This is a genomic window from Allobosea sp., assembly GCF_051860145.1.
Lineage (GTDB): Bacteria > Pseudomonadota > Alphaproteobacteria > Rhizobiales > Beijerinckiaceae > Allobosea.
The window spans coordinates 47,042-71,176 of record NZ_JBHYEM010000009.1; the positions used below are offsets into that span (position 1 = coordinate 47,042).

General features: G+C 65.8%; 20 protein-coding genes. 17 read left to right on the forward strand and 3 right to left on the reverse strand.

All coding sequences use genetic code 11. The features are described from left to right. Positions 1-84 precede the first annotated feature (84 nt). From ACTIF2_RS16145 to ACTIF2_RS16190, 10 genes are all read left to right on the forward strand, one after another. Positions 85-3,270, forward strand: a complete 3,186-nt coding sequence (locus ACTIF2_RS16145; protein ID WP_439498113.1) for an efflux RND transporter permease subunit — start codon at positions 85-87, stop codon at positions 3,268-3,270. 189 nt (positions 3,271-3,459) lie between these two features. Further along, positions 3,460-3,879 carry a MerR family transcriptional regulator gene (locus tag ACTIF2_RS16150; protein WP_439498248.1) on the forward strand — a complete coding sequence of 140 codons (420 nt, stop codon included), beginning with the start codon at positions 3,460-3,462 and terminating at the stop codon, positions 3,877-3,879. A 392-nt stretch (positions 3,880-4,271) separates the two neighbouring features. Then, entirely contained in the window at positions 4,272-6,305 is a 2,034-nt protein-coding gene (locus ACTIF2_RS16155) for a M10 family metallopeptidase (protein WP_439498114.1), read from the forward strand. Between the two features lie 245 nt (positions 6,306-6,550). Next, positions 6,551-7,072, forward strand: coding sequence for an RNA polymerase sigma factor (locus tag ACTIF2_RS16160; RefSeq protein ID WP_439498115.1), 522 nt, complete (start codon positions 6,551-6,553; stop codon positions 7,070-7,072). A 137-nt stretch (positions 7,073-7,209) separates the two neighbouring features. Next, positions 7,210-8,163 carry a FecR family protein gene (locus ACTIF2_RS16165; protein ID WP_439498116.1) on the forward strand — a complete coding sequence of 318 codons (954 nt, stop codon included), beginning with the start codon at positions 7,210-7,212 and terminating at the stop codon, positions 8,161-8,163. A 110-nt stretch (positions 8,164-8,273) separates the two neighbouring features. Further along, positions 8,274-10,580, forward strand: coding sequence for a TonB-dependent receptor (locus tag ACTIF2_RS16170; RefSeq protein WP_439498117.1), 2,307 nt, complete (start codon positions 8,274-8,276; stop codon positions 10,578-10,580). A 14-nt stretch (positions 10,581-10,594) separates the two neighbouring features. Then, positions 10,595-11,701, forward strand: coding sequence for an ABC transporter substrate-binding protein (locus ACTIF2_RS16175; protein ID WP_439498118.1), 1,107 nt, complete (start codon positions 10,595-10,597; stop codon positions 11,699-11,701). Next, positions 11,698-12,450, forward strand: a complete 753-nt coding sequence (locus tag ACTIF2_RS16180; RefSeq protein ID WP_439498119.1) for a siderophore-interacting protein — start codon at positions 11,698-11,700, stop codon at positions 12,448-12,450. Before ACTIF2_RS16175 ends, ACTIF2_RS16180 begins: the two co-directional genes overlap by 4 nt. Positions 12,451-12,596: 146 nt before the next feature. After that, a complete protein-coding gene (locus ACTIF2_RS16185) occupies positions 12,597-13,652 on the forward strand; it encodes a FecCD family ABC transporter permease (protein ID WP_439498120.1) in 1,056 nt (351 codons plus the stop codon). 8 nt (positions 13,653-13,660) lie between these two features. Continuing rightward, positions 13,661-14,455 carry an ABC transporter ATP-binding protein gene (locus ACTIF2_RS16190; RefSeq protein WP_439498121.1) on the forward strand — a complete coding sequence of 265 codons (795 nt, stop codon included), beginning with the start codon at positions 13,661-13,663 and terminating at the stop codon, positions 14,453-14,455. A gap of 14 nt (positions 14,456-14,469) precedes the next feature. Here the strand turns inward: ACTIF2_RS16190 and ACTIF2_RS16195 are convergent, their stop codons facing one another. Beyond that, entirely contained in the window at positions 14,470-15,666 is a 1,197-nt protein-coding gene (locus ACTIF2_RS16195; protein ID WP_439498249.1) for an ABC transporter substrate-binding protein, read from the reverse strand. Between the two features lie 5 nt (positions 15,667-15,671). Then, complete coding sequence (locus ACTIF2_RS16200; protein WP_439498122.1) at positions 15,672-17,912, reverse strand: TonB-dependent siderophore receptor; 2,241 nt, start codon at positions 17,910-17,912, stop codon at positions 15,672-15,674. A gap of 215 nt (positions 17,913-18,127) precedes the next feature. Here ACTIF2_RS16200 and ACTIF2_RS16205 point away from each other — a divergent pair, with 215 nt between their 5' ends. From ACTIF2_RS16205 to ACTIF2_RS16215, 3 genes are all read left to right on the forward strand, one after another. Beyond that, entirely contained in the window at positions 18,128-18,913 is a 786-nt protein-coding gene (locus ACTIF2_RS16205; protein ID WP_439498123.1) for an AraC family transcriptional regulator, read from the forward strand. Positions 18,914-19,200: 287 nt separating this feature from the next. Beyond that, positions 19,201-19,602, forward strand: coding sequence for a GFA family protein (locus ACTIF2_RS16210; protein ID WP_439498124.1), 402 nt, complete (start codon positions 19,201-19,203; stop codon positions 19,600-19,602). A 136-nt stretch (positions 19,603-19,738) separates the two neighbouring features. Then, the gene (locus ACTIF2_RS16215; protein WP_439498125.1) at positions 19,739-20,158 is read left to right on the forward strand and encodes a hypothetical protein; all 420 of its coding nucleotides are present in this window, start codon (positions 19,739-19,741) and stop codon (positions 20,156-20,158) included. 99 nt (positions 20,159-20,257) lie between these two features. Here ACTIF2_RS16215 and ACTIF2_RS16220 read toward each other — a convergent pair whose 3' ends face one another. Next, entirely contained in the window at positions 20,258-20,458 is a 201-nt protein-coding gene (locus tag ACTIF2_RS16220) for a hypothetical protein (protein WP_439498126.1), read from the reverse strand. A 158-nt stretch (positions 20,459-20,616) separates the two neighbouring features. Here ACTIF2_RS16220 and ACTIF2_RS16225 point away from each other — a divergent pair, with 158 nt between their 5' ends. The 4 genes from ACTIF2_RS16225 to ACTIF2_RS16240 all read left to right on the forward strand — a co-directional run bounded on the left by ACTIF2_RS16225 (position 20,617) and on the right by ACTIF2_RS16240 (position 23,006). Further along, a complete protein-coding gene (locus tag ACTIF2_RS16225; RefSeq protein ID WP_439498127.1) occupies positions 20,617-20,799 on the forward strand; it encodes a hypothetical protein in 183 nt (60 codons plus the stop codon). Between the two features lie 71 nt (positions 20,800-20,870). Then, a complete protein-coding gene (locus tag ACTIF2_RS16230; RefSeq protein ID WP_439498128.1) occupies positions 20,871-21,113 on the forward strand; it encodes a DUF982 domain-containing protein in 243 nt (80 codons plus the stop codon). Positions 21,114-21,913: 800 nt separating this feature from the next. Next, on the forward strand, positions 21,914-22,321 hold the full coding sequence (locus ACTIF2_RS16235) for a hypothetical protein (protein WP_439498129.1): 408 nt from the start codon (positions 21,914-21,916) through the stop codon (positions 22,319-22,321). Between the two features lie 124 nt (positions 22,322-22,445). Then, positions 22,446-23,006, forward strand: coding sequence for a hypothetical protein (locus ACTIF2_RS16240; RefSeq protein ID WP_439498130.1), 561 nt, complete (start codon positions 22,446-22,448; stop codon positions 23,004-23,006). The last annotated feature ends 1,129 nt before the right edge of the window (positions 23,007-24,135 follow it).

The following is a 24,135-nucleotide window of genomic DNA, read 5'->3' on the forward strand; positions in this document are numbered from 1 at the left end:
CGCAAACCAAGACCCGGCCATTAGCGGCCGCGGAGCCTCCTGGCCCCGCGGCAATGCCCGGGGTCCGCCCGAAGGGGGCCTGTCATGAATCTCTCAAAATTCTTCATCGATCGCCCGATCTTCGCGGGCGTTCTCTCCGTCCTCATCCTGGTCGCCGGCCTGCTCTCGCTGCGCGTCCTGCCGATCTCGGAATATCCCGAAGTCGTGCCGCCGACGGTGGTGGTCCGCGCGCAATATCCGGGCGCCAATCCCCGTGTCATCGCCGAGACCGTGGCGACGCCGATCGAGGAGCAGATCAACGGCGTGGAGGGCATGCTCTACATGTCGAGCCAGGCGACGACCGACGGCGTGATGACGCTGAACGTCACCTTCAAGCTCGGCACCGACCCGGACAAGGCCCAGCAGCTCGTCCAGAACCGCGTCAGCCAGGCCGAGCCGCGGCTGCCGGAGGAGGTGCGCCGCCTCGGCGTCACCACGATCAAGAGCTCGCCGGACCTGACGATGGTGGTGCACATCACCTCGCCGAACGACCGCTACGACATGACCTATTTGCGCAATTACGCGGTCCTCAACGTCAAGGACCGGCTGGCGCGGATCGACGGCGTCGGCCAGGTCCAGCTCTTCGGCTCGGGCGACTATTCGCTGCGCGTCTGGCTCGATCCGCAGAAGGTCGCCGAGCACGGCCTCTCGCCGAGCGACGTCGTCAACGAGATCCGCGCCCAGAACGTCCAGGCCGCCGCCGGCGTCATCGGCTCCTCGCCGAATGCGCCGGGCCTCGACCTGCAGCTCTCGGTCAACGCGCAGGGGCGTCTGGCGAGCGAGGAGGAGTTCGGCGACATCATCGTCAAGACCAGCCCGACAGGCGCGGTGACGCGCCTGCGCGACGTCGCCCGCATCGAGCTCGGTGCCGCCGACTACGCGCTGCGTTCGCTGCTCAACGGCAAGTCGGCGGTCGCCGTTCCGGTCTTCCAGGCGCCGAATTCCAACGCCATCGCCATCGCCGACCAGGTCCAGGCGGTGATGAAGGAGATCAAGCAGAACATGCCGGAAGGCGTGGACTACGCGATCGTCTACGACACCACCCAGTTCGTCCGCGCCTCGATCAAGGCGGTGATCGCGACCCTGCTCGAGGCGATCGCGCTGGTCGTGCTCGTCGTCATCATTTTCCTGCAGACCTGGCGCGCCTCGATCATCCCGCTGGTCGCCGTGCCGGTCTCGGTCGTCGGCACCTTCGCGGTGATGTATCTCTTCGGCTTCTCGATCAACGCGCTCAGCCTGTTCGGGCTCGTGCTGGCGATCGGCATCGTCGTCGACGACGCCATCGTCGTGGTCGAGAATGTCGAGCGCAACATCGAGAATGGGCTCTCGCCCCGCGAGGCGACCTACAAGGCGATGCGCGAGGTCTCCGGCCCGATCATCGCGATCGCGCTGGTGCTGGTCGCGGTCTTCGTGCCACTCGCCTTCATCTCGGGCCTGACCGGCCAGTTCTACCGCCAGTTCGCGCTCACCATCGCGATCTCGACGGTGATCTCGGCGATCAACTCGCTGACCCTCTCGCCGGCACTGGCGGCGCTGCTGCTGCGCGGGCATGATGCCCCCAAGGACGCGCTGACCCGCTTCATGGACAAGCTGTTCGGCTGGTTCTTCCGCGGCTTCAACCGCTTCTTCAGCCGTTCTTCTGAGGCCTATGGCGGCGGCGTGCGCCGTATCCTGACCCGCAAGACCGCGATGATGGCGGTCTATCTGGTCCTGGTCGGCCTCACCGCCGTGCTGTTCCGCACGGTCCCGAGCGGCTTCGTGCCGGGTCAGGACAAGCAGTATCTCGTCGGTTTCGCGCAATTGCCCGACGCCGCGACGCTCGACCGCACCGAGGACGTCATCCGCAAGATGGACGCGATCGCGCTGAAGCATCCCGGCGTCGAGAACGCGATCTCCTTCCCGGGCCTGTCGATCAACGGCTTCACCAACTCCTCCAATGCCGGCATCGTCTTCCTCGGCCTGAAGTCCTTCGACCAGCGCAAGGACCCCTCGCTCTCCGGCAACGCCATCGCCATGCAGCTCAACAAGGAGTTCGCCGGCATCAAGGAAGCCTTCATCGCCATCTTTCCGCCGCCGCCCGTCCAGGGGCTGGGCACGATCGGCGGCTTCAAGCTGCAGATCGAGGACCGCGCCGGCCTCGGCTACAAGGCGCTTGACGAGGCGACCAAGGCCTTCATGGCCAAGGCCGCGACCGCCCCGGAGCTCACCGGCATGTTCTCGAGCTTCCAGGTCAATGTCCCGCAGCTCTATGCCGATATCGATCGCACCAAGGCGCGCCAGCTCGGCGTGCCGGTGACCGATGTCTTCGAGACGCTGCAGATCTATCTCGGCTCGTCCTATGTGAACGACTTCAACAAGTTCGGCCGCACCTACACGGTCCGGGTCCAGGCCGATGCGCCCTTCCGCGCCCATCAGGAGGATATCGGCAAGCTGCGCGTGCGGGCGAATTCCGGCGAGATGGTGCCGCTCAGCGCGGTGATGAACGTGCGCACCGACTCCGGTCCGGAGCGGGCCATGCGCTATAACGGCTTCCTGGCCTCGGACATCAATGCCGGTCCGGCGCCGGGCTATTCCTCGGGCCAGGCGCAGGCGGCGGCCGAGCGCATCGCCAATGAGACCTTGCCCAAGGGCTTCGCCTTCGAATGGACCGAGCTGACCTATCAGGAGATCCTGGCGGGCAATTCCTCTTTGCTCGTCTTCCCGCTGGCGATCCTGCTCGTCTTCCTGGTGCTCGCCGCCCAGTATGAGAGCCTGACCTTGCCGATCGCGATCATCCTGATCATCCCGATGGGCCTGCTCGCCGCGATGACCGGCGTCTGGTGGAGCGGTGGTGACAACAATGTCTTCACCCAGATCGGCTTGGTCGTGTTGGTCGGACTATCGGCGAAGAACGCGATCCTGATCGTCGAATTCGCCCGCGAGCTCGAATTCGAGGGCAAGACGCCGGTCGCGGCCGCGATCGAGGCCAGCCGCCTGCGCCTCAGGCCCATCCTGATGACCTCGCTCGCCTTCATCATGGGCGTGGTGCCGCTGGTGACCTCGACCGGCGCCGGTGCCGAGATGCGCCAGGCGATGGGCATCGCGGTCTTCGCCGGCATGATCGGCGTCACCGCTTTCGGCATCTTTCTGACGCCGGTCTTCTACGTGCTGATGCGGGCTTTGACCGGCAACAGGCCGCTGAAGAATGTCGAGCAGGAACTGGCGCAGCACGACCTGCCGAAGGCGGCCTGAGGTCTCCGCACGACCTTTGCCGTTGAGAAACGCGCCGGGCTGGTCCCCGGCGCGTTTTTTATGTGCTGCAAGGGGGAGGGCGCTTTGCGTCTTGAAGGCCATGCCGTATTTCCCATCTACAAGCTGTAGTCGCTACAGGTTCAGGAGAGAGGCATGCAAGCGGTGGGGACGGCGAAGGCGCTCGAACGCGTGGTTCCGATCGGGGGGCTTTCGGAGCGCACCGGCGTGAAGGTCGAGACGATCCGCTATTACGAGCAGGTCGGCCTGCTGCCGCCCGCCGAGCGCTCCGAGGGCAATCAGCGGCGCTACGGCCGCGCCCATGTCGAGCGCCTCGCCTTCATCAAGCACGCGCGCGATCTCGGTTTTCCCATCGACGGCATCCGCACGCTGCTGCGCCTCTCGGACAACCAGAGCATGGCCTGCGACGAGGCGCATGCGATCGCGGTCAGCCATCTCGACGAGGTGCGCCACAAGATCGCTCGGCTGCGCTCGCTGGAAACCGAGCTCGCCCGCATCGCCACCACCTGCTCGGGCGGCGTCACGGCCTGCGATTGCGCCATCATCGAGGCCCTGGCCGATCACAGTCGGTGCAGCCACGCTGACCACTGAGTTGGCCTCCGGCTCGTGCCGGAGCCGCTGGCCGGGACCCCGTCATCTGTCCGTCAATGCGGCCGCGCCCTAGAGGTAGCTCCTTTGATTAGGGGGCAAATATAAAATTGACTTGCTAGATTTCTCCATTTGACGCAAGCGTTCCAAAACTTACTCATGGGCATCGGCTTCGATGCCACGCTCGTTGATCTTGGGGGGAGCAGATGTCGGGCATCGGGCGTACGATGGTCACGCAAGTCCAGACAGGCAATCAGAATATCGATGGCGTCCTCACGGGGAGGAAATGGGGTCACACCGAAATAACGTTCAGCTTTCCGACTTCGAACAGCGAATATTCTTCTACTTATGGTAGTACCGCTCCGACCAACGGCTTCGCCGCGGTAACAGATCAGATGAAGGTCGCTGCGCGCTTTGCTCTCGACGCAGGGTCTGGACTTGGAGGTGCCTCGTTCTCCGTCGAGGCGTTCACAAATCTTTCGATCACCGAGACGACGGCCACGAAGGCGACCATTCGTCTTGCGCAGTCCAACACGCCGCCCACGGCCTTCGCTTATTACCCTGGCACCAACTACGACGAGGCGGGCGACGTCTGGTTCGGCCGGGCATTCCCCTACACCAATCCCGTGGCCGGAACTTATGCCTGGCACACGATGCTGCACGAGCTCGGCCATTCGCTCGGCCTGAAGCACGGTCAGGAGACTGACGTGTATGGCGCGGTTCCGGCGAACCGGGACGCGATGGAATACACGATCATGACCTATCGCAGCTATGTCGGCGATCCGCTCTCCGGCGGCTACAGCAACGAGCAGTTTAGCTACGCCCAGACCTATATGATGCTCGACATCGCCGCCCTGCAGACCATGTACGGCGCCGATTTCACCACCAATAGCGGCAACACCATCTACAAATGGAATCCCAATTCGGGCGACACGCTGATCAACGGCCAGGTCGCGATCGACGCCGGCGGCAACCGCATCTTCGCGACGATCTGGGACGGCAACGGCATCGATACCTATGATCTGTCGAGCTACACGACCGGCGTGCAGGTCGATCTCCGGCCGGGCGAAGAGAGCCTGTTCTCGACGACGCAGCGCGCCAACCTCGGGGACGGCAAGGTCGCCCTGGGCAACATCTACAACGCCTTGCAGTTCAACGGGGACCTGCGCTCGCTGATCGAGAATGCGATCGGCGGCTCGGGCAATGATACGCTCACCGGCAATCAGGCCAGCAATCAGCTCGACGGTGGCGCCGGTGCCGACACGCTCAACGGCAACGAGGGCAATGACGTCCTGATCGGCGGCGCGGGCGCCGATACGCTCAATGGCGGTGCCGGCTCCGATTTCGCCTATTACCACACCTCCACCACCGGCGTGTCGGTCGGATTGTGGAACAATAGTGCGAACGATGGCTTCGGCACGGTCGATACCCTGTCGAGCATCGAGAATGTCTATGGCAGCTTCTATAACGACGCCCTGACGGGAGACGGCTTTGCCAACGCGCTTTACGGCGCCTCCGGCAATGATGGCCTGTGGGGGGGCGGCGGCAACGACACGCTCAGCGGCGGCGACGGCAACGATGTGCTGAACGGCCACCAGGGCGCCGATTATCTCGACGGCGGCTCAGGTCTCGACAACGCCAACTACGCCAACTCCACCGCCGCCATCTACGTCGCTCTCTACAGCAATGCGGCGGCTGACGGTTTCGGCACGATCGACACCCTGGTCGGCATCGAATGGGTCGAGGGCAGTGGCTATAACGACACCATCATCGGCGACGGTTTCGACAACGCCCTCGCCGGCCAGGGCGGCAATGACATCATCTATGGCGGCCTGGGCCACGACTACCTGACCGGTGGCGACGGCGATGACGTCATCAATGGCGATGGCGGCTACGATACGATCATCGGCGGCGCCGGTTTCGATTCGGCGGATTATTCGACCTCGACGGCCGGAGTTCTTGTCGATCTCACCAACGGCACGGCGAATGACGGGCTTGGCGGTGTCGATGCCCTGGTCGGCATCGAGGCGGCCTATGGCAGTTCCCATGCCGATACGCTCGTCGGCGACGCCGGCAACAACGTCCTCTCCGGCTTGGCTGGCAATGACTCGATCTTCGCCGGCTGGGGCAACGACTACATCCTGGGCGGCGCTGGCAGCGACTACCTGAGCGGCGGCACCGGCAACGACACCTTCGCCTTTAATCTGGCGGATTTCGCCACCGGCGTCTGGGATACCATCGCCGATTTCGGCGAGAGCGCCGGCAATCTCGATATCCTCCGCATCGCCGGGCTGACCGCCGGCCAGGTCAATATTTTCGACTATGGCGGCAGCGTCTACATCACCCCCGTCAGCCTGGCCTATGGCGGCGGCATCGTGATCCAGAACTTCAGCGCTGCGCAGCTCCAGGATCAGCTGGCCTTCGTCTAGACTCCGGCTGTTTCAGACTGAAACGCGCGTCATCCCGGCACTCCGCTTCGCTGCGCCGGGATGACGGCGTTTTCGATTCCGTCGGATCACAGCTGTTCGAGCCGGACCCATGCCGAAAGTAGTGATACCGCGGACGCGTTGCCTGGAATCTCTCTAAATCATTGGACTTGAAAAGGAATTTTTCTTTCGATACGTCCGTCGTCGGGCGCGGTCGGCCGCCTCGTCATGGCGCAGCATCGTAAGGAATGTCGGGCAATCCAATCAGCATCGCGGCGCTCTATGCACAAGAGCAGCTTCGCTTGCAGCGTCATCTGGTGAGGCGCGGCCTCTCGGCGCCGGCTGCCGCCGATGCCGTACAGGAGGCGTTCCTGCGCCTGCTGCGTGTGCCGAGCGCCGATATCCGCGACATTCGCGGCTATTTGCACCGCACGGCCGAGACCGTCGCGATCGATGCCTGGCGCCAGCAGGGCCGTGCCGCGGCGGTCATCGACCCTGCTTCCACGGCCGATGACGACGTGCCGGATCTTTCGCCCCCGGCCGATGCCGCCCTGATCGCGCGGGAAGAACGCGCCGCTCTGCAAGACGCCATTCGGGACCTGCCCGAACGCTGCCGCGAAGTCCTGCTGCTCCATAAGTTCGAGGGGCTGAGCTATATCGAGATCGCGGAGCGCCTCGGCATCGCCCGGAACACCGTGATGGTGCATCTTGCCAACGCGATGAGCGGCTTGCGGAAGCGTCTGCGCGAGAATAATCCGCCGCAGGCCTAATTAGTTTTCCGGTCGGGATCGTCTAGAGAATCAGGACGGCGCAGCCGGTTGGCCGGCATCGGCGCCCATGCATCAACGGAGCCTCATCGCGTGAGGGGACAGCAGAAACCGGTCGCCTGGCCCGGTCGAGGGTGTTGATGGGCGCTCCCATTCCCGAATCGGCCGACGACGCCGCGCTCGCCTGGTTCGTCAGGCTGCGGGACGAGCAGGTCACGGCCGGGGACCGTCACGCCTTCGAGGCCTGGCTGCATGCCGACCCTCGCCACGAGCGCGCCTGGCGCGAGCTGGAAGGCATCTGGGGGGCGCTGGATGCCGTCGCCCCGGATCACGCGCCGGCCCGTGAACGCCCGGTCGCGATGCGGTCTCGCTTCCGCCTTCCGCCGCTTCGTCACTTTGCGGCGGCGGCCATGGTCCTGCTGGGACTGGCGGCGGGCTGGCAGCTCGTTCCCCCAGGGCTCATGGCCGATCATCGCTCCGGTATCGGCGAGCGCCGGACCGTCGCCCTTGCCGACGGCTCCCAGGTCGAGCTCGCTCCCGGCAGCGCGCTCGATGTCGCGTTCAGCGGCGGCCGGCGCGGCGTCAGGCTGCTCGCCGGCGAGGCCTTCTTCACCGTCGCGAAGGAGGCGGGACGTCCCTTCGTGGTCGAGGCCGGGGCTGGCCAGGTCGAGGTGCTCGGCACGGCCTTCGACGTGAAGATCCGCGACGAGGGCGGCGTCGCCGTCGTCGTGACCGAGAACATCGTCGCGGTCAGCGCGAATGGCCGCGAGGCCGTGCGCGTCGGCGAAGGCGAGGGCGTGAGCTATGACGGCGAGGGCGTCTCGCAGCCGAGCCGGGCCGATCTCGACCTCGTCGGCGCCTGGCGGCAGGACCAGCTCGTCTTCCACGACGCCCCGCTGGACGCGGTCGTCGCCGAGCTCGAACGCTATCGCCGCGGCCATATCCAGCTCGTCGGAGCGGGTCTCGGCAGCCGGCGGGTGACGGCGGTCTTCGACGCGCGCAACACCGATGCGGCGCTGGACACGATCGCGCGCAGCCTGGGCCTGCGCGTCCTGCGCGCAACCGGCTGGTTCGTCGCCATCGTTCCCTGGTGACTCAAAAAAATCCGGCAGGCCGCTAATTACTTTTGCCGCGCCGCTCGTCTTCAGGAGCGGGGCCGCGTTTCTGACCGCGTCCCAGAGCAATCCGGGACGAGGTCTTGCACATGAATGACGATAGCTGCGCAGGCGCCAGGCGCGCGCGTCCGGCGTTGGCCGCTCTGCTGCTGGCGGGAACGGCCATTGCCGGCTTCGCCACGCTCGAAAGCGCCCGCGCGCAATCGCCCGCTCCCGCCGCAAGGAGCGCCGCGCTCGACATTCCGGCGCAGCCGCTCTCCTCGGCATTGATCGCCTTTTCGCGTCAGACCCGGGTCGAGGTCTTCGTGCCCTCCTTGGTCGCGGCCGGGAAGCGCTCGACCGCGGTCAGCGGGCCGCTTTCGCCGCAGGGCGCGCTCCAGCAGCTGCTCGCCGGGACGGGACTGTCCTACCGCTTCACCGGCGCCGGCTCCGTCACGATCTCTGGCGCCGCATCGGCCGGCGCGCCGCTGGCAGCAGGGGCCGCGCCGGCCGGCGCCATGGTGCTCGACACCATCGACGTCACCGGCGGCGGCTCGCTCGCGCGCGGCGGCGTCAGCGAGATCGTGATCGGCCCGCAGGAGCTCGAGCGCAAGAACCCCTCCGACGCGCGCGAGGTCTTCGCCGGGGAGCCCAGGATCAAGGTCGGCGGCGCGATGCCGATGTCGCAGAAGGTCTATGTCAACGGCGTCGAGGAGACCAATCTCTCGGTCACGATCGACGGCAGCCGCCAGAACAACAAGGTCTTCCATCACAACGGCACGACGCTGCTCGACCCCGCCTTCCTGAAGGCGGCGAGGGTCGATGCCGGCGTCGCGCCGGCCGATGCCGGGCCCGGCGCGCTCGGCGGCGCGATCGCCTACGAGACCAAGGATGCGCGCGATTTCCTCGCCGGCAACGGCGTCGGCGCCTTCCTGAAGACGCAGTTCAACTCGAACGGGACGGTCTTCACCAACAGCCTCTCCGGCTATGCCCGCCATGACGGCTTCGACCTGCTCGCCTATGGCACCTTCGCCAAGGGGCGCAACTACGATGCCGGCGACGGGCGCGAGGTGCTCGGCACCAAGACCGACATGCTGAACGGGCTCGCCAAGCTCCGCTGGGAGGCGCCCTCCGGCGACCGTTTCCAGGTCAGCCATGAGCGCGTGCATGACGATGCGATCCGCCCGTTCCGCGGCAATATCGGCTTCATCAGCGGCCGCCCGCCCTGGGAGCCGCGCCTGCGCCGCTACACGATCGAGCGGCAGAACACCGTCTTCACCTACAGCCGCACGACGCCGCTCGGCTGGTGGGATCCCAAGGCCGTGCTCGCCTATAGCCGCACCGATGTCGACACGCCGATCTTCGAGCGGCCGGTCGGCGCGAGCCCGCTGCCGGTCAGCTATCCCGGCACCGGCATCACCGACAGCCTGAACGGCAAGTTCGAGAACCGCTTCAGCCTCGGCGATCTCGGCAACGTCGTCGCCGGTGTCGACTTCTACAAGGACAAGGCGCTCTACAAGGACCGCAACTTCCGCGTCTCCGAGAAGGCGAGCAATCTCGGCGTCTATGCGCAGGCGCGCCTGACACCGATCGAGCGGACGCGGCTCTCCTTCGGCCTGCGCGGCGACCGGCAATGGTTCACCGGCACGACGGGGCAAGAATTCGACAATGGCGGCGTCTCGCGGAACGTCTCCGGCGAGTTCGACCTCATCCCCGAGCACCTGACGCTCAAGGCCGGCTACTCCCATGTCTGGGGCGGCATCCAGCTCGCCGAGAACTTCATTATGAACCCGGCCTGGGCCTATGGCTACGGGATCAGGCCGGCGACCTCGGACAATGTCACCGCCGGGCTGGTCGCGCGCTGGAACGGCTTCACGCTCGAGGGCACGGTCTTCCGCACCGAGCTCGAGAATGCGCGCGCCGCCCGCTATGCCGTCGCGCTGGCGACGACGGTGCGCGACGTCGAATCGCGCGGCTACGAGATCGGGCTCGGCTATGCCTGGGAGGATGGCTTCATCCGCGCGAAATACGCCGATATCGACGTCAAGATCGACAAGCAGCGCGCCGATTCCGACACCGGCACCTATCTCGCGACGCCGATCGGCCAGGTCTTCACGCTCACTGCCGCACATACCTTCCGGCAATGGGGGCTGACGATCGGCGGCGATATCGAGATCGTGCGCGATTACAAGAAGGTCGCGCCCGGCAACCTGCCGCTCAAGGGCTACGAGGTCGTCAACGTCTTCGCCGAATACAAGCCGCCGAGCCAGTCCAACCTGACCTTCCGCGCCGAGGTCAAGAACCTGCTCGACCGGACCTATGCCGACCGCGCCACCTATGGCCAGGAATTCGGCACGGTGACGCCGCTCTACCAGCCGGGCCGGGCCTTCGTGCTCAGCGCCGCGGCGACGTTCTAGGCGGGAGAGCCAAGATGCTGCGCGCCGTCCTGCTCGTCCTTGCCGCCTTCCTGGCTGCGGTGCCGGCGGCCGCAAAGCAGGTCGTCGATCTCGCGGGCCGGACGGTGACGGTGCCGGATCGCGTCGAGCGCATCATCATCGGGGAGGGGCGCTATGTGCCGGCGCTCGCCGTGCTCGACCGGGCCGACCCGGTCAAGCGCGTCGTCGGCATGATGGGCGACTACGAGGCCGTCGATCCGGCGACCTATGCGAAATACCGCGCAGCCTTTCCTCGTATCGACAAGATCGCCCGCATCGGGCGCGCCTCGCGCGACAGCTTCAGCGTCGAGCAGGCCATCGTGCTCAGCCCCCAGGTCGCGATCTTCGGGCTCGAAGGCCATGGCCCGAACGCGCGTTCGGGCGAGGTGATCCGCGCGCTGGAGGCGGCCGGCGTCGCCATCGTCTTCATCGATTTCCGCAGCGATCCGCTGGTCAACACGCCGCGCTCGATGGCGCTGCTCGGCGAGGTTCTGGGGCGCGAGAGCGAGGCGGCGGAGTTCGTCGCCGCCTGGCAAGCCGCGCTGGCGCAGGTCACCGGGCGGCTGGAGCGGGCGAAGCCAGCGCCGACGCGCGTCTTCATCGAGAGCCGCGTCGGGCTCGATATCGGCTGCTGCGAGACGATGACGCGCGGCATGATGGGCCGCTTCGTCACCGCGGCCGGCGGCGTCAACATCGCCGATGCCATCGTGCCGGGCGAAGCTGGAATCGTCAGTCTCGAATGGCTGCTGGCGAACCCGCCGGAGGTCTATATCGGTACCGCCATCGGCGGTGCGGCGAGCGATGCCGGGAGCTGGCTCCTGGGTGGGCCCGGCGTATCCCGCGATCGGGCGCGCGGCACGCTGGCGCGCTCCGTGAGCCGGGTCGGGATCGCCGAGCTTGCCGCCATCCGCCAGGGCCGAGCCCATGCCGTCTGGCATCATTTCTACAATTCGCCCTTCAATGTCGCGGCGGTGCAGGCCTTCGCCAAATGGCTGCATCCGGAGCTTTTCGCCGATCTCGACCCCGAGGCGCTGCTCGCCGATCTGCACCGCCGCTTCCAGCCCTTCGCGCTTGATGGCGCCTATTGGATCTCGTTGAAATGACTGCACATCCCGGCGCCGCGCCGATGTCGCCGCCTGAAGCGCGCTACGAATGGCTGCTCACCGTCGTCGAGGTCTTCGCCATCGGTCCCCGCATGCGCCGCCTGGTCTTCACCGGGGAGCATCTCGATGAGCTCGACTACCAGCCGGGGCAGGCGCTGGTCCTGCGCATGCCCTTGCCCGAAGGCGGCACGGGGCGGCGTGACTACACCATCCGCTCCTTCGACAGGGTCCGCGCCCGGCTCGTGATCGATTTCGTCCTGCATGGCTCGGCGCCGGCGGCAAACTGGGCGCGAGATGCCGGCCCGGGCGATACCGTCCTGGCTCAGGGGCCGCGCGGGCGCACGATCCTCGCCGGTCAGGCCGACTGGCACCTGTTCTGCGGCGACGAGACCGGCCTGCCGGCGATCCGCCACATGCTGGAGACGATGCCGGCCGGCACGACCGCCTTCGTCTGGGCGGAGGTCGACGGCCCGGAGGACGAGGTGCCGTTCGACAGCGCGGCAGCGCTGACGGTCGAGTGGGTGCAGCGCAACGGAGCCCGGCCCGGCCCGAGCCGGCTTCTGCTCGACCGGCTCGCCGGTTTCTCCCTGCCGCCGGGGCGCGGGCAGGCCTATCTCATCGGCGAGACCAGCAATGTCAGGGCGCAGCGCCATCACCTCGTCGCGCGCGGCATGGAGCGCGGCCAGATCGCCTCGGAAGGCTACTGGCGGCCTGGCCGCATCGGCGGCCATGACCATGTCGACGATTGAGGCCGGGCGGCTGACCGGCCCCGTCGTCCCTGCAGATTTTGCGGCGGCCCTCAAGCGCTGCTATGGGCAGTCGCCCGGCGATGCGCGGGGTGGGGTCGTGAATGCGGCCCGGTCCGTTCCTCGTTCTTGACGCCCAGTTTGGTTCCATGACGGTGAGTCTTCAGGGGCGGGAGGTTCTGCTCGCCCATGGCCGCGTGATGCGGCGCCGGTTTGTGCTCGTGCTGGTCCTCGGCGCGATGATGCTCGCGGCGCTCGTCCTCGACATGGCGACCGGTCCTTCCGGCCTGCCGCTGAAGCAGATCTGGGCGGCCTTCACCGGCAGCGAGGATGCAAGCCGCGCCGCCTCCGTCATCGTCTGGCAGGTGCGCCTGCCGGTGGCGCTGATGGCGCTGCTCGTCGGCGCGGCCCTGTCGCTCGCCGGCGCGGAGATGCAGACCATCCTCGACAACCCGCTCGCCAGCCCGTTCACGCTTGGCGTCTCGGCGGCGGCCTCGCTGGGCGCGGCGCTCGCGATCGTGCTCGGGCTTTCGGTGCCGATGCTTCCGGCCGGCCTGGCCGTCGCCGGAAACGCCTTCGTCTTCGCCTTCGGTTCGGTGCTGCTGCTGCAATTCGTGGCGCGGCGCGCGCAGGGCGGAGCGGAGCTGCTGGTGCTGTTCGGCATCGCGCTGGTCTTCAGCTTCAATGCGCTCCTGTCGCTCGTGCAGTTCGTCGCCTCGGCCGATGCGCTGCAACAGCTCGTCTTCTGGAGCATGGGCTCGCTGGCGCGGTCCAACTGGACCTCGATCGCCATCCTCGGCTGCGTCTGCGCGCTCGTGCTGCCCTTCTCGCTCGAGGCGTCCTGGCGCCTGACGGCCCTGCGCATGGGCGAAGAGCGCGCCATGAGCTACGGCATCGACGTGCGCCGGCTGCGCTTCCTGTCGCTGCTGCGGGTCAGCCTGCTTGCCGCCACCGCGGTCGCCTTCACCGGCACGATCGGCTTTGTCGGCCTGGTCGGGCCGCATATCGCCCGCATGCTGATCGGCGAAGATCACCGCTTCTTCCTGCCGGCGAGCGCCCTGTCTGGTGCGCTGATGATGTCGGCCGCCTCGATCGCCAGCAAGCTGATCGTGCCCGGCGTGCTGCTGCCCGTCGGCATCGTCACCTCGCTGGTCGGGCTGCCGGTCTTCTTCGCGCTGATCCTGCGCCGGCGGGCACGGGGCTGATGGCGATCGTGTCGGACACCGCTGTGGATGGCGCCTTGCGGCTGAGCTCGGTCTGCGCCGGCTATGGCGGCCGGCCGGTGATCGGGCAATTGACCCTGTCCGCGATCCTGCCCGGCACGATCACGGCGATCGTCGGCCCGAACGGCGCCGGCAAGTCGACGCTGCTGCGCGCCGTGGCGGGTTTCGTTCCGGCCCAGGGCGGGATTGCGCTGGGGCCCGACGACTTGCTGGCGATGCGGCCTGCGCGGCGGGCAGGGCGCATCGGCTTCATGCCGCAGGCGTTGCCCGCAGGCATCGCGCTGAGTGTGCTGGAGACCGTGATCGGAGCGTTGAAGACAGCCGACCGGGCCGAGCCGCAGGCCGCGACCGAAGCGCGCGCCGTGGCCGTCCTGGAGCGGCTCGGCATCCTGCATCTCGCGCTGGAGCCGCTCGACCGGCTGTCGGGCGGACAGCGCCAGATCGCGAGCCTCGCCCAGGCGATCGCGCGCGAGCCCAGGCTGCTCCTGCTCGACGAGCCGACCAGCGCGCTCGACCTGCGCCACCAGCTCAGCGTGATCAAGACCGTGCGACGGCTTGCCGATGATGGCTGCATCGTCCTGATCGTGCTGCACGATCTCGCCTTCGCCGCGCGCTGGTCCGACAATATCGTGGTGCTCGATGGCGGCGCGCTCGACGGCGAAGGCCCGCCCGCCGCGGTCGTGACGCCGGCCATGCTGCGGCGCGTCTACGGCATCCATGCCCGGGTCGAGCGCTGCTCCGCCGGCTCGATCCAGATCATGACGGACGATCTGGCGACAGCGTAAAACGGTAGCCCGACTTATGGCTGCCCGGCAGCGTTCGGCCCGACCCAGAACGTCCCGCTCAGCGGCGCTGCCAGGAACCTGGCGTTGATCTCGTCCAGCGTCGCGCGCGGGTCGAGCGTCTCGAACAGCTCCGGATGCAGCCATTTCGCCAGGGCCTCGACCGCGACGAGGTGCAGCGGCGTGTGCACGAAGAGATGCCAGAGGCCGAAGGCGCGCCGCTTCGAGACGGCGTCGAGCGCCGCCAGGTCCGTGCGCTTCAGCAGCGTTGCGAAGCCTTCGGCCGCACGCTGGGGCGAGACGCCCGGGCCGAGCGCGAATCCGCCCGCCGCGCCGCCCGAGACGCCGGTCGCGACATAGATGTCGGGATTGCGCGCCAGCACATATTCGAGGCTGAGCTGGCCGACCGGGCCGGTGAGCGTCTCGACGCCGATATTATGGCCGCCTGCGAGCCGGATGAAGCCGTCGATCGTGCCCGGGCCGGCCGAGAAGCAGCATTCGGGCCGGGTCGCGAAGGCGTGCAGGAAAACGGATGGACGTGTGGGGGCGGGTTTGGCCGCGGCCAGCCGCCGCTCGATCGCGGTCAGGTGCTCGCGATAGAAGGCGAGGAAGGCCTCGGCCTGCGCCTCGCGCCCGATCAGCCGGCCGAGCACGCGCAGGCTCGCCTCGGTATTGCGCAGCGGATCGAGGAAGAAGTCGACGATCACGACCGGGATACCGGCGGCCTCGAGCTGCGCCAGGGCCGGCGGCTTGGCGGCAGCGCCGGCGCCGTAGCGGAAGGCGTCGAACTGGCTCAGCACCACGAGGTCCGGCCGCTGCGCCACCACGGTCTCGACCGAGATCGAGTCGAGCGTGCCGCGGCCGATGACCGGCACCTTGCCGATCGCCGGGAACTTGTCGCGCAGGATGGCCGGCTGGATGCCGTTCGAGCCGCCCTCTGCCCAGCCGGCCAGCAGGCTGACCGGATCGGGATGGAGCAGCGACAGCGCATCGAGGCTGACCCAGGCACCGAGCACGATCCGCTGCGCCGGGCGCGGCAGCACGACCTCGCGGCCGGCGATGTCGGTCACGCGGATCGGCCCTTGGGTCGCCTCCTGCGCCGGCGCGACGGCGCAGGCGAGCATCAGCGCCGCAAGCGTCAGCATGGCCGCCATCAGGCGCCGCAGGAAAGCGCCCGGCCAGCGCGAGGCCGGCCGCGCCGTATCGGCTTGCATCCGTGTCACCAGCGATAGCTCAGCGTCGCCAGCACCGTGCGCCGGGAGCCGAGCGTGCAGCCCGGAACGTTGCCGCATTGCGAGACATAATATGTGTCGAAGAGGTTCTTGGCGACGACCGAAAGCCTTGCACCATTGAGCGCCGGCGCGAGCTTGCCGAGGTCGTATTGCAGGCTGGCGTCGACCAGCGTGTAGGACGGGATCTTGACGGTGTTGCCGACATCATAGGTGCTGCCGACATAGCGAATGCCGCCGCCGATGCCGAGCCCGGCGAAGGCGCCGCCCTGGATCGTGTAATCGGCCCAGAGCGAGCCCTGATGCACCGGCGTGGCCGCGAGCCGCTTGCCGATATCGACTGGGGCCGAGCTCTTGGTCACCTCGTTGTCGAGATAGGCATAGGAGGCGATCAGGCCGAGCCCCTGCGTCAGCTGGGCGCGCGCCTCGATGTCGAAGCCGCGCACCGCAACCTCGCCGAGCTGCACCCGTGCGAAGGGGTGGCTCGGGTCGGGATCGGCGGTCAGCGCGTTCTGCTGGCGGATGTCGAAGACTGCCGCGGTCAGCGAGGCGTTGAAGCCGGGCGGCTGGTACTTGATGCCGGCCTCGTATTGACGGGCCGTCAGCGGCTTGAAGGCGCCGCCGGCGAAGTCGGTCTCGGCGGTCGGCTGGAACGAGGTCGCGTAGCTGACATAGGGCGCAAAGCCGCTGTCGAAGACATAGCTCAAGCCGGCCCGGCCGCTGAAGGCCCGGTCGTCGGTCGAGCTCCGCACCATGGTGCGCGGGCCGACATTGAAGGTCCGCGTCTCGGTCTCGGCCCAGTCATGCCGGCCCGAGAAGGTGGCGACCCAGCGGTCGAGCTTGATCTGGTCCTGCGCGTAGAGCCCGAGCTGGCGCAGTTCCGCGTCCTTGCGCTGGAAATTGATGCCGGGATCGAGGATCTGCGAACCATAGACCGGGTTGAAGATCTGGATCGACGAGGCCGGCCCGCGCCCGACATCGTACTGGCTGATCTCGTTGCGGTAATCGAGGCCGAACAGCGCCGTATGCGAGAGCGGGCCGGTCTGGAAGCGCGCCTCCAGCCGGTTGTCGAGGGTGAAGGCCCGGCTCGCCGCATCGATGCGGAAGGCGGCGCGGTTCAGGGTGCGGTTGTCAGGCAGCAACTCGCCATTGCGGTTCAGCGCGCGCAGATAGACGTCATTCTGCGTGTAGCGCAGATTCTGGCTGAAGGTCAGGGCGTCATTGAAACGATGCTCGAACGCATAGCCGATCGAGCCCTGGTCTCGGTCGAACCGGTCGAAGCCGGGCTCGCCGGCATAGCGGTTGAAGGGCAGGCGGCCATTGACCGGGTTCGGATAGAGCGTGCCGGAGCTCGGCAGGTAGTTGAAGCTGGTCTTGCCGTCGCGCTCGCGCAGGTATTGGCCCAGGACGGTCAGCGTCGTGTCGTCGCTCGGCCGCCAGGTGAAGGCGGGCGCGATGAACAGCCGGTCGTCGTCGATGAAGTCGGTCTGCGTCTCCGACAGGCGCCCGAGCCCGGTCAGGCGATAGAGGAACTGCCCCTGCGGATCGACCGGGCCGCTGAGGTCGAACGCGCCCTGGAGGCGGCCGAAGCTGCCGGTCTGGATCTGCACTTCGCGCAGCGGCGTCGCGGTCGGGCGCTTGCTGATCATGTTGATCAGGCCGCCGGGGCCGCTTTGCCCGTAAAGCGTGGAGGAGGGACCCTTCAGCACCTCGATGCGCTCGAGCCCATAGGGCTCGATCACCGAGGTGGTCCAGTCCGCCGTCGCCGCGCCATCGGGCAGGCGAGTGCCGTCGAGGAAGAGATCGCCCTTGAAGCCGCGAACTTGAGTGTAGCTGTCGAATTTCGAGGCCGCGCCATAGGTCTCGGCGGCGACGCCGGCGGTGTAGCGCAGGGCCTCGCTGACGCTCTGGGCGCCTTGCGCCTTGATCTGGTCCGCCGTCACGACATTGATGGTCTGCGGCGTTTCCAGGATCGGCGTGTCGGTCTTGCTGCCGCTGGCGCTGCGGGTCGCGACATAGCCGTTCACCGGCCCGGTCGCGCTCTCGCCGCGGCCCTGGACCTCGATCGTGTCGAGCTGGATCGACGTTCCCGGCGCGGGCGTGACGTTCTGCGCGCCGGCCGGCGCCGCAAGCAGGACGAGCAATGTGGTCAGGGACGGGCCCCGGACGGCACGAAGCCGATCCTGGCCGGGCATCAAGGAACGGGCCGCCCGGGCGGAAACATAGTTCATCTGCTATTCTGCCGTGATCTGCGCGGTAATACAGGGAGGTTGTTATTCGAGTGGTAGGTTCGCACTAATTTAGATTGATTTTAAACTAGCGCGACCTATCAATATTATATCCTTGCCCCATTTTGGCGCGCGGCTCATAGTTGACCGAGATCGGGTCATATTTGGTCGCAGGCATGGCAGTTTCAGCAAAACGACCGAGTTCGGGTCACGAGAGCTTGCGGACGATCGACCGCCTGCCGCTCGACGAGGAGACGCCGCGGCCGGTCGCCGTGCTGCACCAGTCCTTCGTCAGCGGCGCCAAGACGCGCTGGCACAGTCACCGTCGCACCGAGCTCCTGCACGCCTCCGGCGGGCTCCTGGTCCTGAGCACCGAAAGCGGCACCTGGACCGTGCCGGCCGGTCATGCGCTGCTGGTCCCCGCCGATCTGCCCCACGAGCTCGCAGGCTATGGCTGCAGCGAGATGCGGGCGGCGTTCTTCACCGATGCGGCGCTGGGGGCGGCCCTGCCGCGGGAGTGCCGGGTGATTGCGGTGTCCGACCTGCTCGACATTGCCCTGAGGTCGCTGGCCAGCGGCCCGCTGCTCTATGATGCCGATGGTCGCGGCGGCCATCTCGCCGCCCTCGTCGTCGACGAGATCGCAAGGGCGAAGGAGATCCACATCGCCCTGCCGCTGCCGCAGACCATGCGGCTGCGGCAGCTTTGCCGCGACATGATCCAGAAGCCGTCGCTGGCGCTCGACCTCGACGGCTGGGCCCGGCACGCCGGCGTCAGCCGCAGCACCTTCACGCGCCGCTTCCGGGCGGAGACCGGGCTGAGCTTCGCCGAATGGCGGCGACGGCTGCGCATGCTTCACACGCTGACCTTGCAGGCGGACGGCGTCCCCCTGCGCCAGGCGGCGAGGACGGCGGGCTATCGCAGCAGCAACGCGCTGCGCGACATGATGCGCCGCACGATGTCGGAGACCGTGCGGCCGGACGGCAGCCGCCGCGAGGCGCCGTGAGGCCGTCTTAGAGCCTGTTTGGAGATTCAGCCCTCATCCTGAGGAGCCGCGTCAGCGGCGTCTCGAAGGATGCTCCAGATGGTTCGGGAGCCTCCTGAAGCATCCTTCGAGACGCCATTCCTATCGGAATGGCTCCTCAGGATGAGGGCTGAGGGAATGCCCAAACAGGCTCTTAGGCAAGAGACGCGGGGTTCGGCCGTCAGCGCGGCTCTCTGGAACCGGTCCGGACCGAACGCCGTTGGTCTGCAGCCCATGGCGGGTGAAAACCCAGAACGCGCGAGAGCACGATGAAACTTTCCGGTGGCTGCAATTGCGGACAGGTCCGCTACGAACTCGACGGCGAGCCGATCCGCGTCGGCATCTGCCATTGCGAGACCTGCCGGAAGGATTCCGGCTCTGCCTTCTCCTTCTTCGGAATCTGGCCCAGGGCCAGCGCAACCCTGTCGGGCGAGCTCGGATGCTGGCAAAGCCGGGCGGGCGGCGAGCGCTTCTGCCCGCAATGCGGTTCTTCGCTCTTCAGCTGGGTTGACGGTTCGGACGAGATCGAAATCAAGCTCGGCACATTGGACGGCCCGCCCAGCGCGCTCGTGCCGGCCTATGAACTCTGGACCATCCGCCGCGAGCCGTGGCTGGCGCACCAGAAGGGCGCGGAGCAGCACACGCGTGATCGTCAGGATTCCAGCGCCTGACGGCGGTGCCCCCGGAGCATGGACCGGAGCTATCCCTTCGCTTCCGAATGGGCTGTACTCTTGGTTGTCGGCGCGGGGCGCCGCAACCCTGACAACCGGCCTGTTGCGAGAATGACAGCGGAAAGGAACTCAAACCATGAAGCGTATCCTCGTAGCGACCGTCTTTGCGGCAATCTTCGCCTATCCCGGCCTGCTTGCCGCCCAAACGCTCCCGCGATCGGTTTCGGGGCTCGGCCTGACCGATATCCAGATCCGCCCGAAGCCGCATATCGAATATGGCAGCGATGTTTACGGCACGCTGCCGGGCGGTGCCCGCATCAAGATCGAGCTCGAGCGGAACGGCACGATCGAGGAGATCGAAGCGCGCGGGCGCGGGCTCTTTCCCGCTGACCAGATCCGCTCGCTGATTCCGGCCCGGGTGCTGAGAAACAGCTCGTGGCCTGCCGCTGCCACGCTCTCGAAGATCGAGTTCAAGCGCGGCGGCCGCATTGAAATCGAAGGCCACCTTGCCGATGGCGCAAGTTCGATGCTGAATTTGCCGCCGATGGGCGCCTGATCGATTTCGATACCGACGACTGAGGACCTGGCGGCGCGAGCGCTGCAATTGGACGATTGCCGGCCGGTGGAGCCGGGCTCCACTGGCGAGCAGGCGTGCTCAGGTCCCGCTTGCGTCGCACTCCGTCAGCGTCTGGCCTTTTCCGATCGCATGAGTGCGGCAGTTGGCGCCCTGGGTTTCCATCTCCTGCCTCGAAGCGCAGGCGGCCGCCAGCAATGCGACAACGCAGACCAGAAGAAGGAGTTTGAGCTGCCCACAGGGCTGGCGTCCTTGGCTTTCGAGATGCGGCCCGATGGACATTCCGGTATCCTTCCAAAGCGGATTTCGCATCGATCGGCGAGACGCCCCTATCCGTGCTCGCCCGTCAGGGGAACAGGCGAGGGGTGTCGAGCGTCCTCTAGCTGCGGCATGCTACGGATCATGGCCCGCGGCGAAAAGAAGGATGGAGAGGGTCGACCATGGCAAACGGAAATCACGAAGCATCGGACGATCAGATCGCGCTCCTGCGCAGGGAGATTTCCGATCTGACGGAGCAGGCTGCGGCCGCATCCGGATCGGCACGGGAGGAGCGGCTGGCGGATCAGATCAACGAGAAGCAGGATCGGCTCAACGCGCTCCTGAAGCAGCGGGGCGAGACGTGAGCGCGTCACGTCGTCCCGGTTGCCGCGGGGGCCTTCGCTCGAGCACCGATCGCTGACCCCGCGTCGCTGCCATGGCGCGCCTCAGGTTTCATCCACCGGTCAGGGTCACGACCGCCAACCCCGGCGTCACCATCTCGATCAGCTCGGTCGAGCGGGCAGGGGAGCAGCTGCTGGCCTGGTCGGGGACAGGCGAGAAGCGGCGTGCCGCCATCGCCGCCTGCATGGCCGCTTTGTCCGGCAAGGGCACGCCCGATCAGGTTCGGGAGACCTTTGCCGAGGCCGCCAGGGAGTGCGGTCACCTGATCGAGGACTAGCCTACCCAAGTGAGACGGCAGCAACCTTTGGCTGAGAGAAGTTCAGGGCACCGGTTGAGGAACATTAACCGCGAATCCCACAGCAGGTACTTTTGACGGGCTTCATTTCCCGTGCAGGCTTAACGGCGGGGTCGATCAACAGGCGCTTGGTCGTGCCCAAAATCGCGCCGCCAACCCGATTTGTTAACGTCGGTCCGTCCTTTGAAGGTCCTTGGCGGGCGGGGCTGCGAGAGATGATCTTGCACGTTCCCGTGATCGTTGAGAAATTGCTCTCGCTAGCCAAAAAGCAACGCGATCCTTGAAATCGTATTGTCATACGAAGAAAACCGCCTCCTGAACTCGTGTTTTCTGTGATGAAACCGTCCTGTATGCGCCTCACGCTGTCGTCATTCCAGCCGCCGCCGCTATGAGTTGTTCTATTAGTTGTGTTCCAGCGTATAGTTGGCTGCCCTTCGGCCATCACGCCGTGTTCGCTGACCGCTCCCCTCCATGTGTTCCTGGATGTTCGATTATGCGCCATTTTGTCTGCGTTTATGACTTGCGTCATTGTTACGATGAAAGAGATATCGCTGTCTTGGTCTGCGGCGCTCCCCGTAGCTGAAAGCAGCAGTAAAGCGAGCGACAGGCGAAGGCACCGCATTCCGGTCTCCCAAAGATGCCGTAGCTCGGCGGGGGCTTGCCCGAGTGTACGCCAGCATTTTGGTACTAAGAGTCCGCCGCCGCAGCCACTACCATTTGGCAGTTGCTCCCCACCCGTTGAGCCAATCGAATAACGCGAGGACAATTAAGGGCCGGATCGGATGTTCGGATTTTTCAAGAAGAAGCCTACGATCGTCGATGCCGCCATTCGAGAAATCTATGGCGACAATCCACCAGCGAAAAGCGCAGTCCTCGAACACGCCGTTACACTTGCCTATGAGGGTCTTCTGTTCGAGCAGATTCCGCGGCGAGACGTCGAGAGGCTGGCAACGAGCCTTTTCAATGGCCCGATGCCCTATTCGACGCACGATCTGGCGGTCTCGACAGCCCACGCTTTCTTCAGCGCTTCCCACAACATCGAAAAGCTGAGCGGGTGCCAATTGGCCGCACGCGCATGCGTCTTGAGCTGGCTGAAAGCCGGGCAGGTGGCTCCGATGATCGCATGGGCGTTCGAGAGCGCGCTTTATGTCGACTACAAGCCCGCCGTCTCGGCGGAGGCCGATCTTTGAGCTGCCCGGACTTGTCGAATACTCCAGCGACCGAGAGGATCAGGCCACATCCGCAGCATGACGGCCAAACTTTTCGCCTGAGGCGGAGCTTCAGCACTCACGATCAACCGGTGCAAGCTGGACGATGACGACGTTCTTTTCAGTCACGGTGTCATGTGCTCGTTGCGGAACGATGAGCGAGCAGGGTCAGTTCGGAAGCGTCTCTTCTTCCGGTTATGCGGATCTGGACGGCAGGCGTCCGGGACGTATCCGCGCCACCATGTCCGCCTGGCTTCAGGAATGTCCGGACTGCCTCTATGTCGCACAGGACCTTTCGATCGCGACCGCTGAAGAAGCGGGCATCGTCAAGGAAATCGGCTTCATCGAGGCCGGATTATGCGAGGGGATGCCGGACCTGGCGATCCGCTTCATGCGCCGCGCCTATATCGATGCGCGCACGGGCCAGACAAGACATGCGATCTGGCGGCTGCTGCACGCTGCCTGGGTGCTGGACGATTTCGATCTGGACGCTTCGTCCGTCAGAAGGCAGGCGGCGGACCTGGTGCTCTCTCTCGGGGATCGGGCGGATGCGGAGGTGAGGCTATTGCGCCTTGACCTGCTGCGGCGGAGCCGGGCGTTCACCGAAACAATCGCCGAGGCAAATCAACTGCTCAAGGAACAATTGTACTCAATTTTTGATAAATAAAAATTTATCCTGTTTCCAGAAACTCTAATATCGCCGACGCCGTCCTTCATTAAAAACTTAAATGTATTCTTGTCGAGATTAAGATCAATCTTCCAACTGTCATTTATTGAAACCGAACACTCAAGTCGAATAATCTCTGAAAACGCCGGGGACGCAAGGGAGGATGCTAAAATTGCTACCAGACTGTAACGTAGTATATTCACTGACGGCCTCCCGATTTGAAGACTGTGGTGAGTAATCGATGCCGATCGGACTGCAAGGCTGGGCGGCAATTCAATTGATGGGCTGCGCACCTGACCTGAGACTCTCCTGACCTGAGACCCTAAAGAGCCGAACAAACGCCTGTGCTCATTGGGGGAGTTCCATCGGGGCACAATCCCCTGCCCGTTCTCTTGATCTCTCCCTTAGGTTTCGCGGGTCCCCAATCCGCGTGCTTATAGCAAGGGCGGATCGGGTCAGGATTGGATCGTGATGAGATCGAGCTTTCGGCCATGCCGCCCCTGGCACGACACTCGGCGCCCGTCATTCTTCCGATGAGGGACTGCGCGGCCGCTTGTGTGGCTGCAAACAAAAGCACCGATATGACTACTGCGACGGTTCTCACCGTTTCCGTCACTCTCGATCGATCTCCGCCCATGTCAGTCCTCTATGACCTTGTTCGTTCCGGATTCTACGCCCCCCATGGCGCAGTTGAAGCATTCTTGCAGCGTCGAACGGCCTGTCCGAACTCGATGGTCGACATCCGAACTGCTGCTCGATTGACGATTTGCATTGCCGCGGAGCCAATCGCTCACGGCATCCTTGCAATTTCCGACGGAATCGTTCCGATATTGGCAGTTCACTGGGATCGGAACGCTGGAAGTCGTCAGTGCGGCGACGATAGCAATCATCTGCAACATTGAACCCTCACGTTCATCTTCCGAGACAGGCGCTCTCGCTTAGCGACTACGCGCATTTTTGATACCGGCAACGCGCTCTACCTGAGACTGCCATTTGGTAGTTGCCGCCTGAAGATGAGCAGCTTCTCTTCTCACGCGCGTCCAATCAGCTAACCTAGGGGTAGGTCGGTCAAGCGGCGATGGCAGGGCGGCCATCGCCGGAGGCGTGGGACGCAACGGAAATGGAACGG

Coding starts and splice junctions, on each gene's coding strand:
- ACTIF2_RS16145 (WP_439498113.1), top strand. CDS start 85: ATGAATCTCTCAAAATTCTTCATCGATCGCCCGATCTTCGCGGGCGTT.
- ACTIF2_RS16155 (WP_439498114.1), top strand. CDS start 4,272: ATGAAGGTCGCTGCGCGCTTTGCTCTCGACGCAGGGTCTGGACTTGGA.
- ACTIF2_RS16160 (WP_439498115.1), top strand. CDS start 6,551: ATGTCGGGCAATCCAATCAGCATCGCGGCGCTCTATGCACAAGAGCAG.
- ACTIF2_RS16165 (WP_439498116.1), top strand. CDS start 7,210: ATGGGCGCTCCCATTCCCGAATCGGCCGACGACGCCGCGCTCGCCTGG.
- ACTIF2_RS16170 (WP_439498117.1), top strand. CDS start 8,274: ATGAATGACGATAGCTGCGCAGGCGCCAGGCGCGCGCGTCCGGCGTTG.
- ACTIF2_RS16175 (WP_439498118.1), top strand. CDS start 10,595: ATGCTGCGCGCCGTCCTGCTCGTCCTTGCCGCCTTCCTGGCTGCGGTG.
- ACTIF2_RS16180 (WP_439498119.1), top strand. CDS start 11,698: ATGACTGCACATCCCGGCGCCGCGCCGATGTCGCCGCCTGAAGCGCGC.
- ACTIF2_RS16185 (WP_439498120.1), top strand. CDS start 12,597: ATGACGGTGAGTCTTCAGGGGCGGGAGGTTCTGCTCGCCCATGGCCGC.
- ACTIF2_RS16195 (WP_439498249.1), bottom strand. CDS start 15,666: ATGCAAGCCGATACGGCGCGGCCGGCCTCGCGCTGGCCGGGCGCTTTC.
- ACTIF2_RS16200 (WP_439498122.1), bottom strand. CDS start 17,912: ATGAACTATGTTTCCGCCCGGGCGGCCCGTTCCTTGATGCCCGGCCAG.
- ACTIF2_RS16210 (WP_439498124.1), top strand. CDS start 19,201: ATGAAACTTTCCGGTGGCTGCAATTGCGGACAGGTCCGCTACGAACTC.
- ACTIF2_RS16215 (WP_439498125.1), top strand. CDS start 19,739: ATGAAGCGTATCCTCGTAGCGACCGTCTTTGCGGCAATCTTCGCCTAT.
- ACTIF2_RS16220 (WP_439498126.1), bottom strand. CDS start 20,458: ATGTCCATCGGGCCGCATCTCGAAAGCCAAGGACGCCAGCCCTGTGGG.
- ACTIF2_RS16225 (WP_439498127.1), top strand. CDS start 20,617: ATGGCAAACGGAAATCACGAAGCATCGGACGATCAGATCGCGCTCCTG.
- ACTIF2_RS16230 (WP_439498128.1), top strand. CDS start 20,871: ATGGCGCGCCTCAGGTTTCATCCACCGGTCAGGGTCACGACCGCCAAC.
- ACTIF2_RS16235 (WP_439498129.1), top strand. CDS start 21,914: ATGTTCGGATTTTTCAAGAAGAAGCCTACGATCGTCGATGCCGCCATT.
- ACTIF2_RS16240 (WP_439498130.1), top strand. CDS start 22,446: ATGACGACGTTCTTTTCAGTCACGGTGTCATGTGCTCGTTGCGGAACG.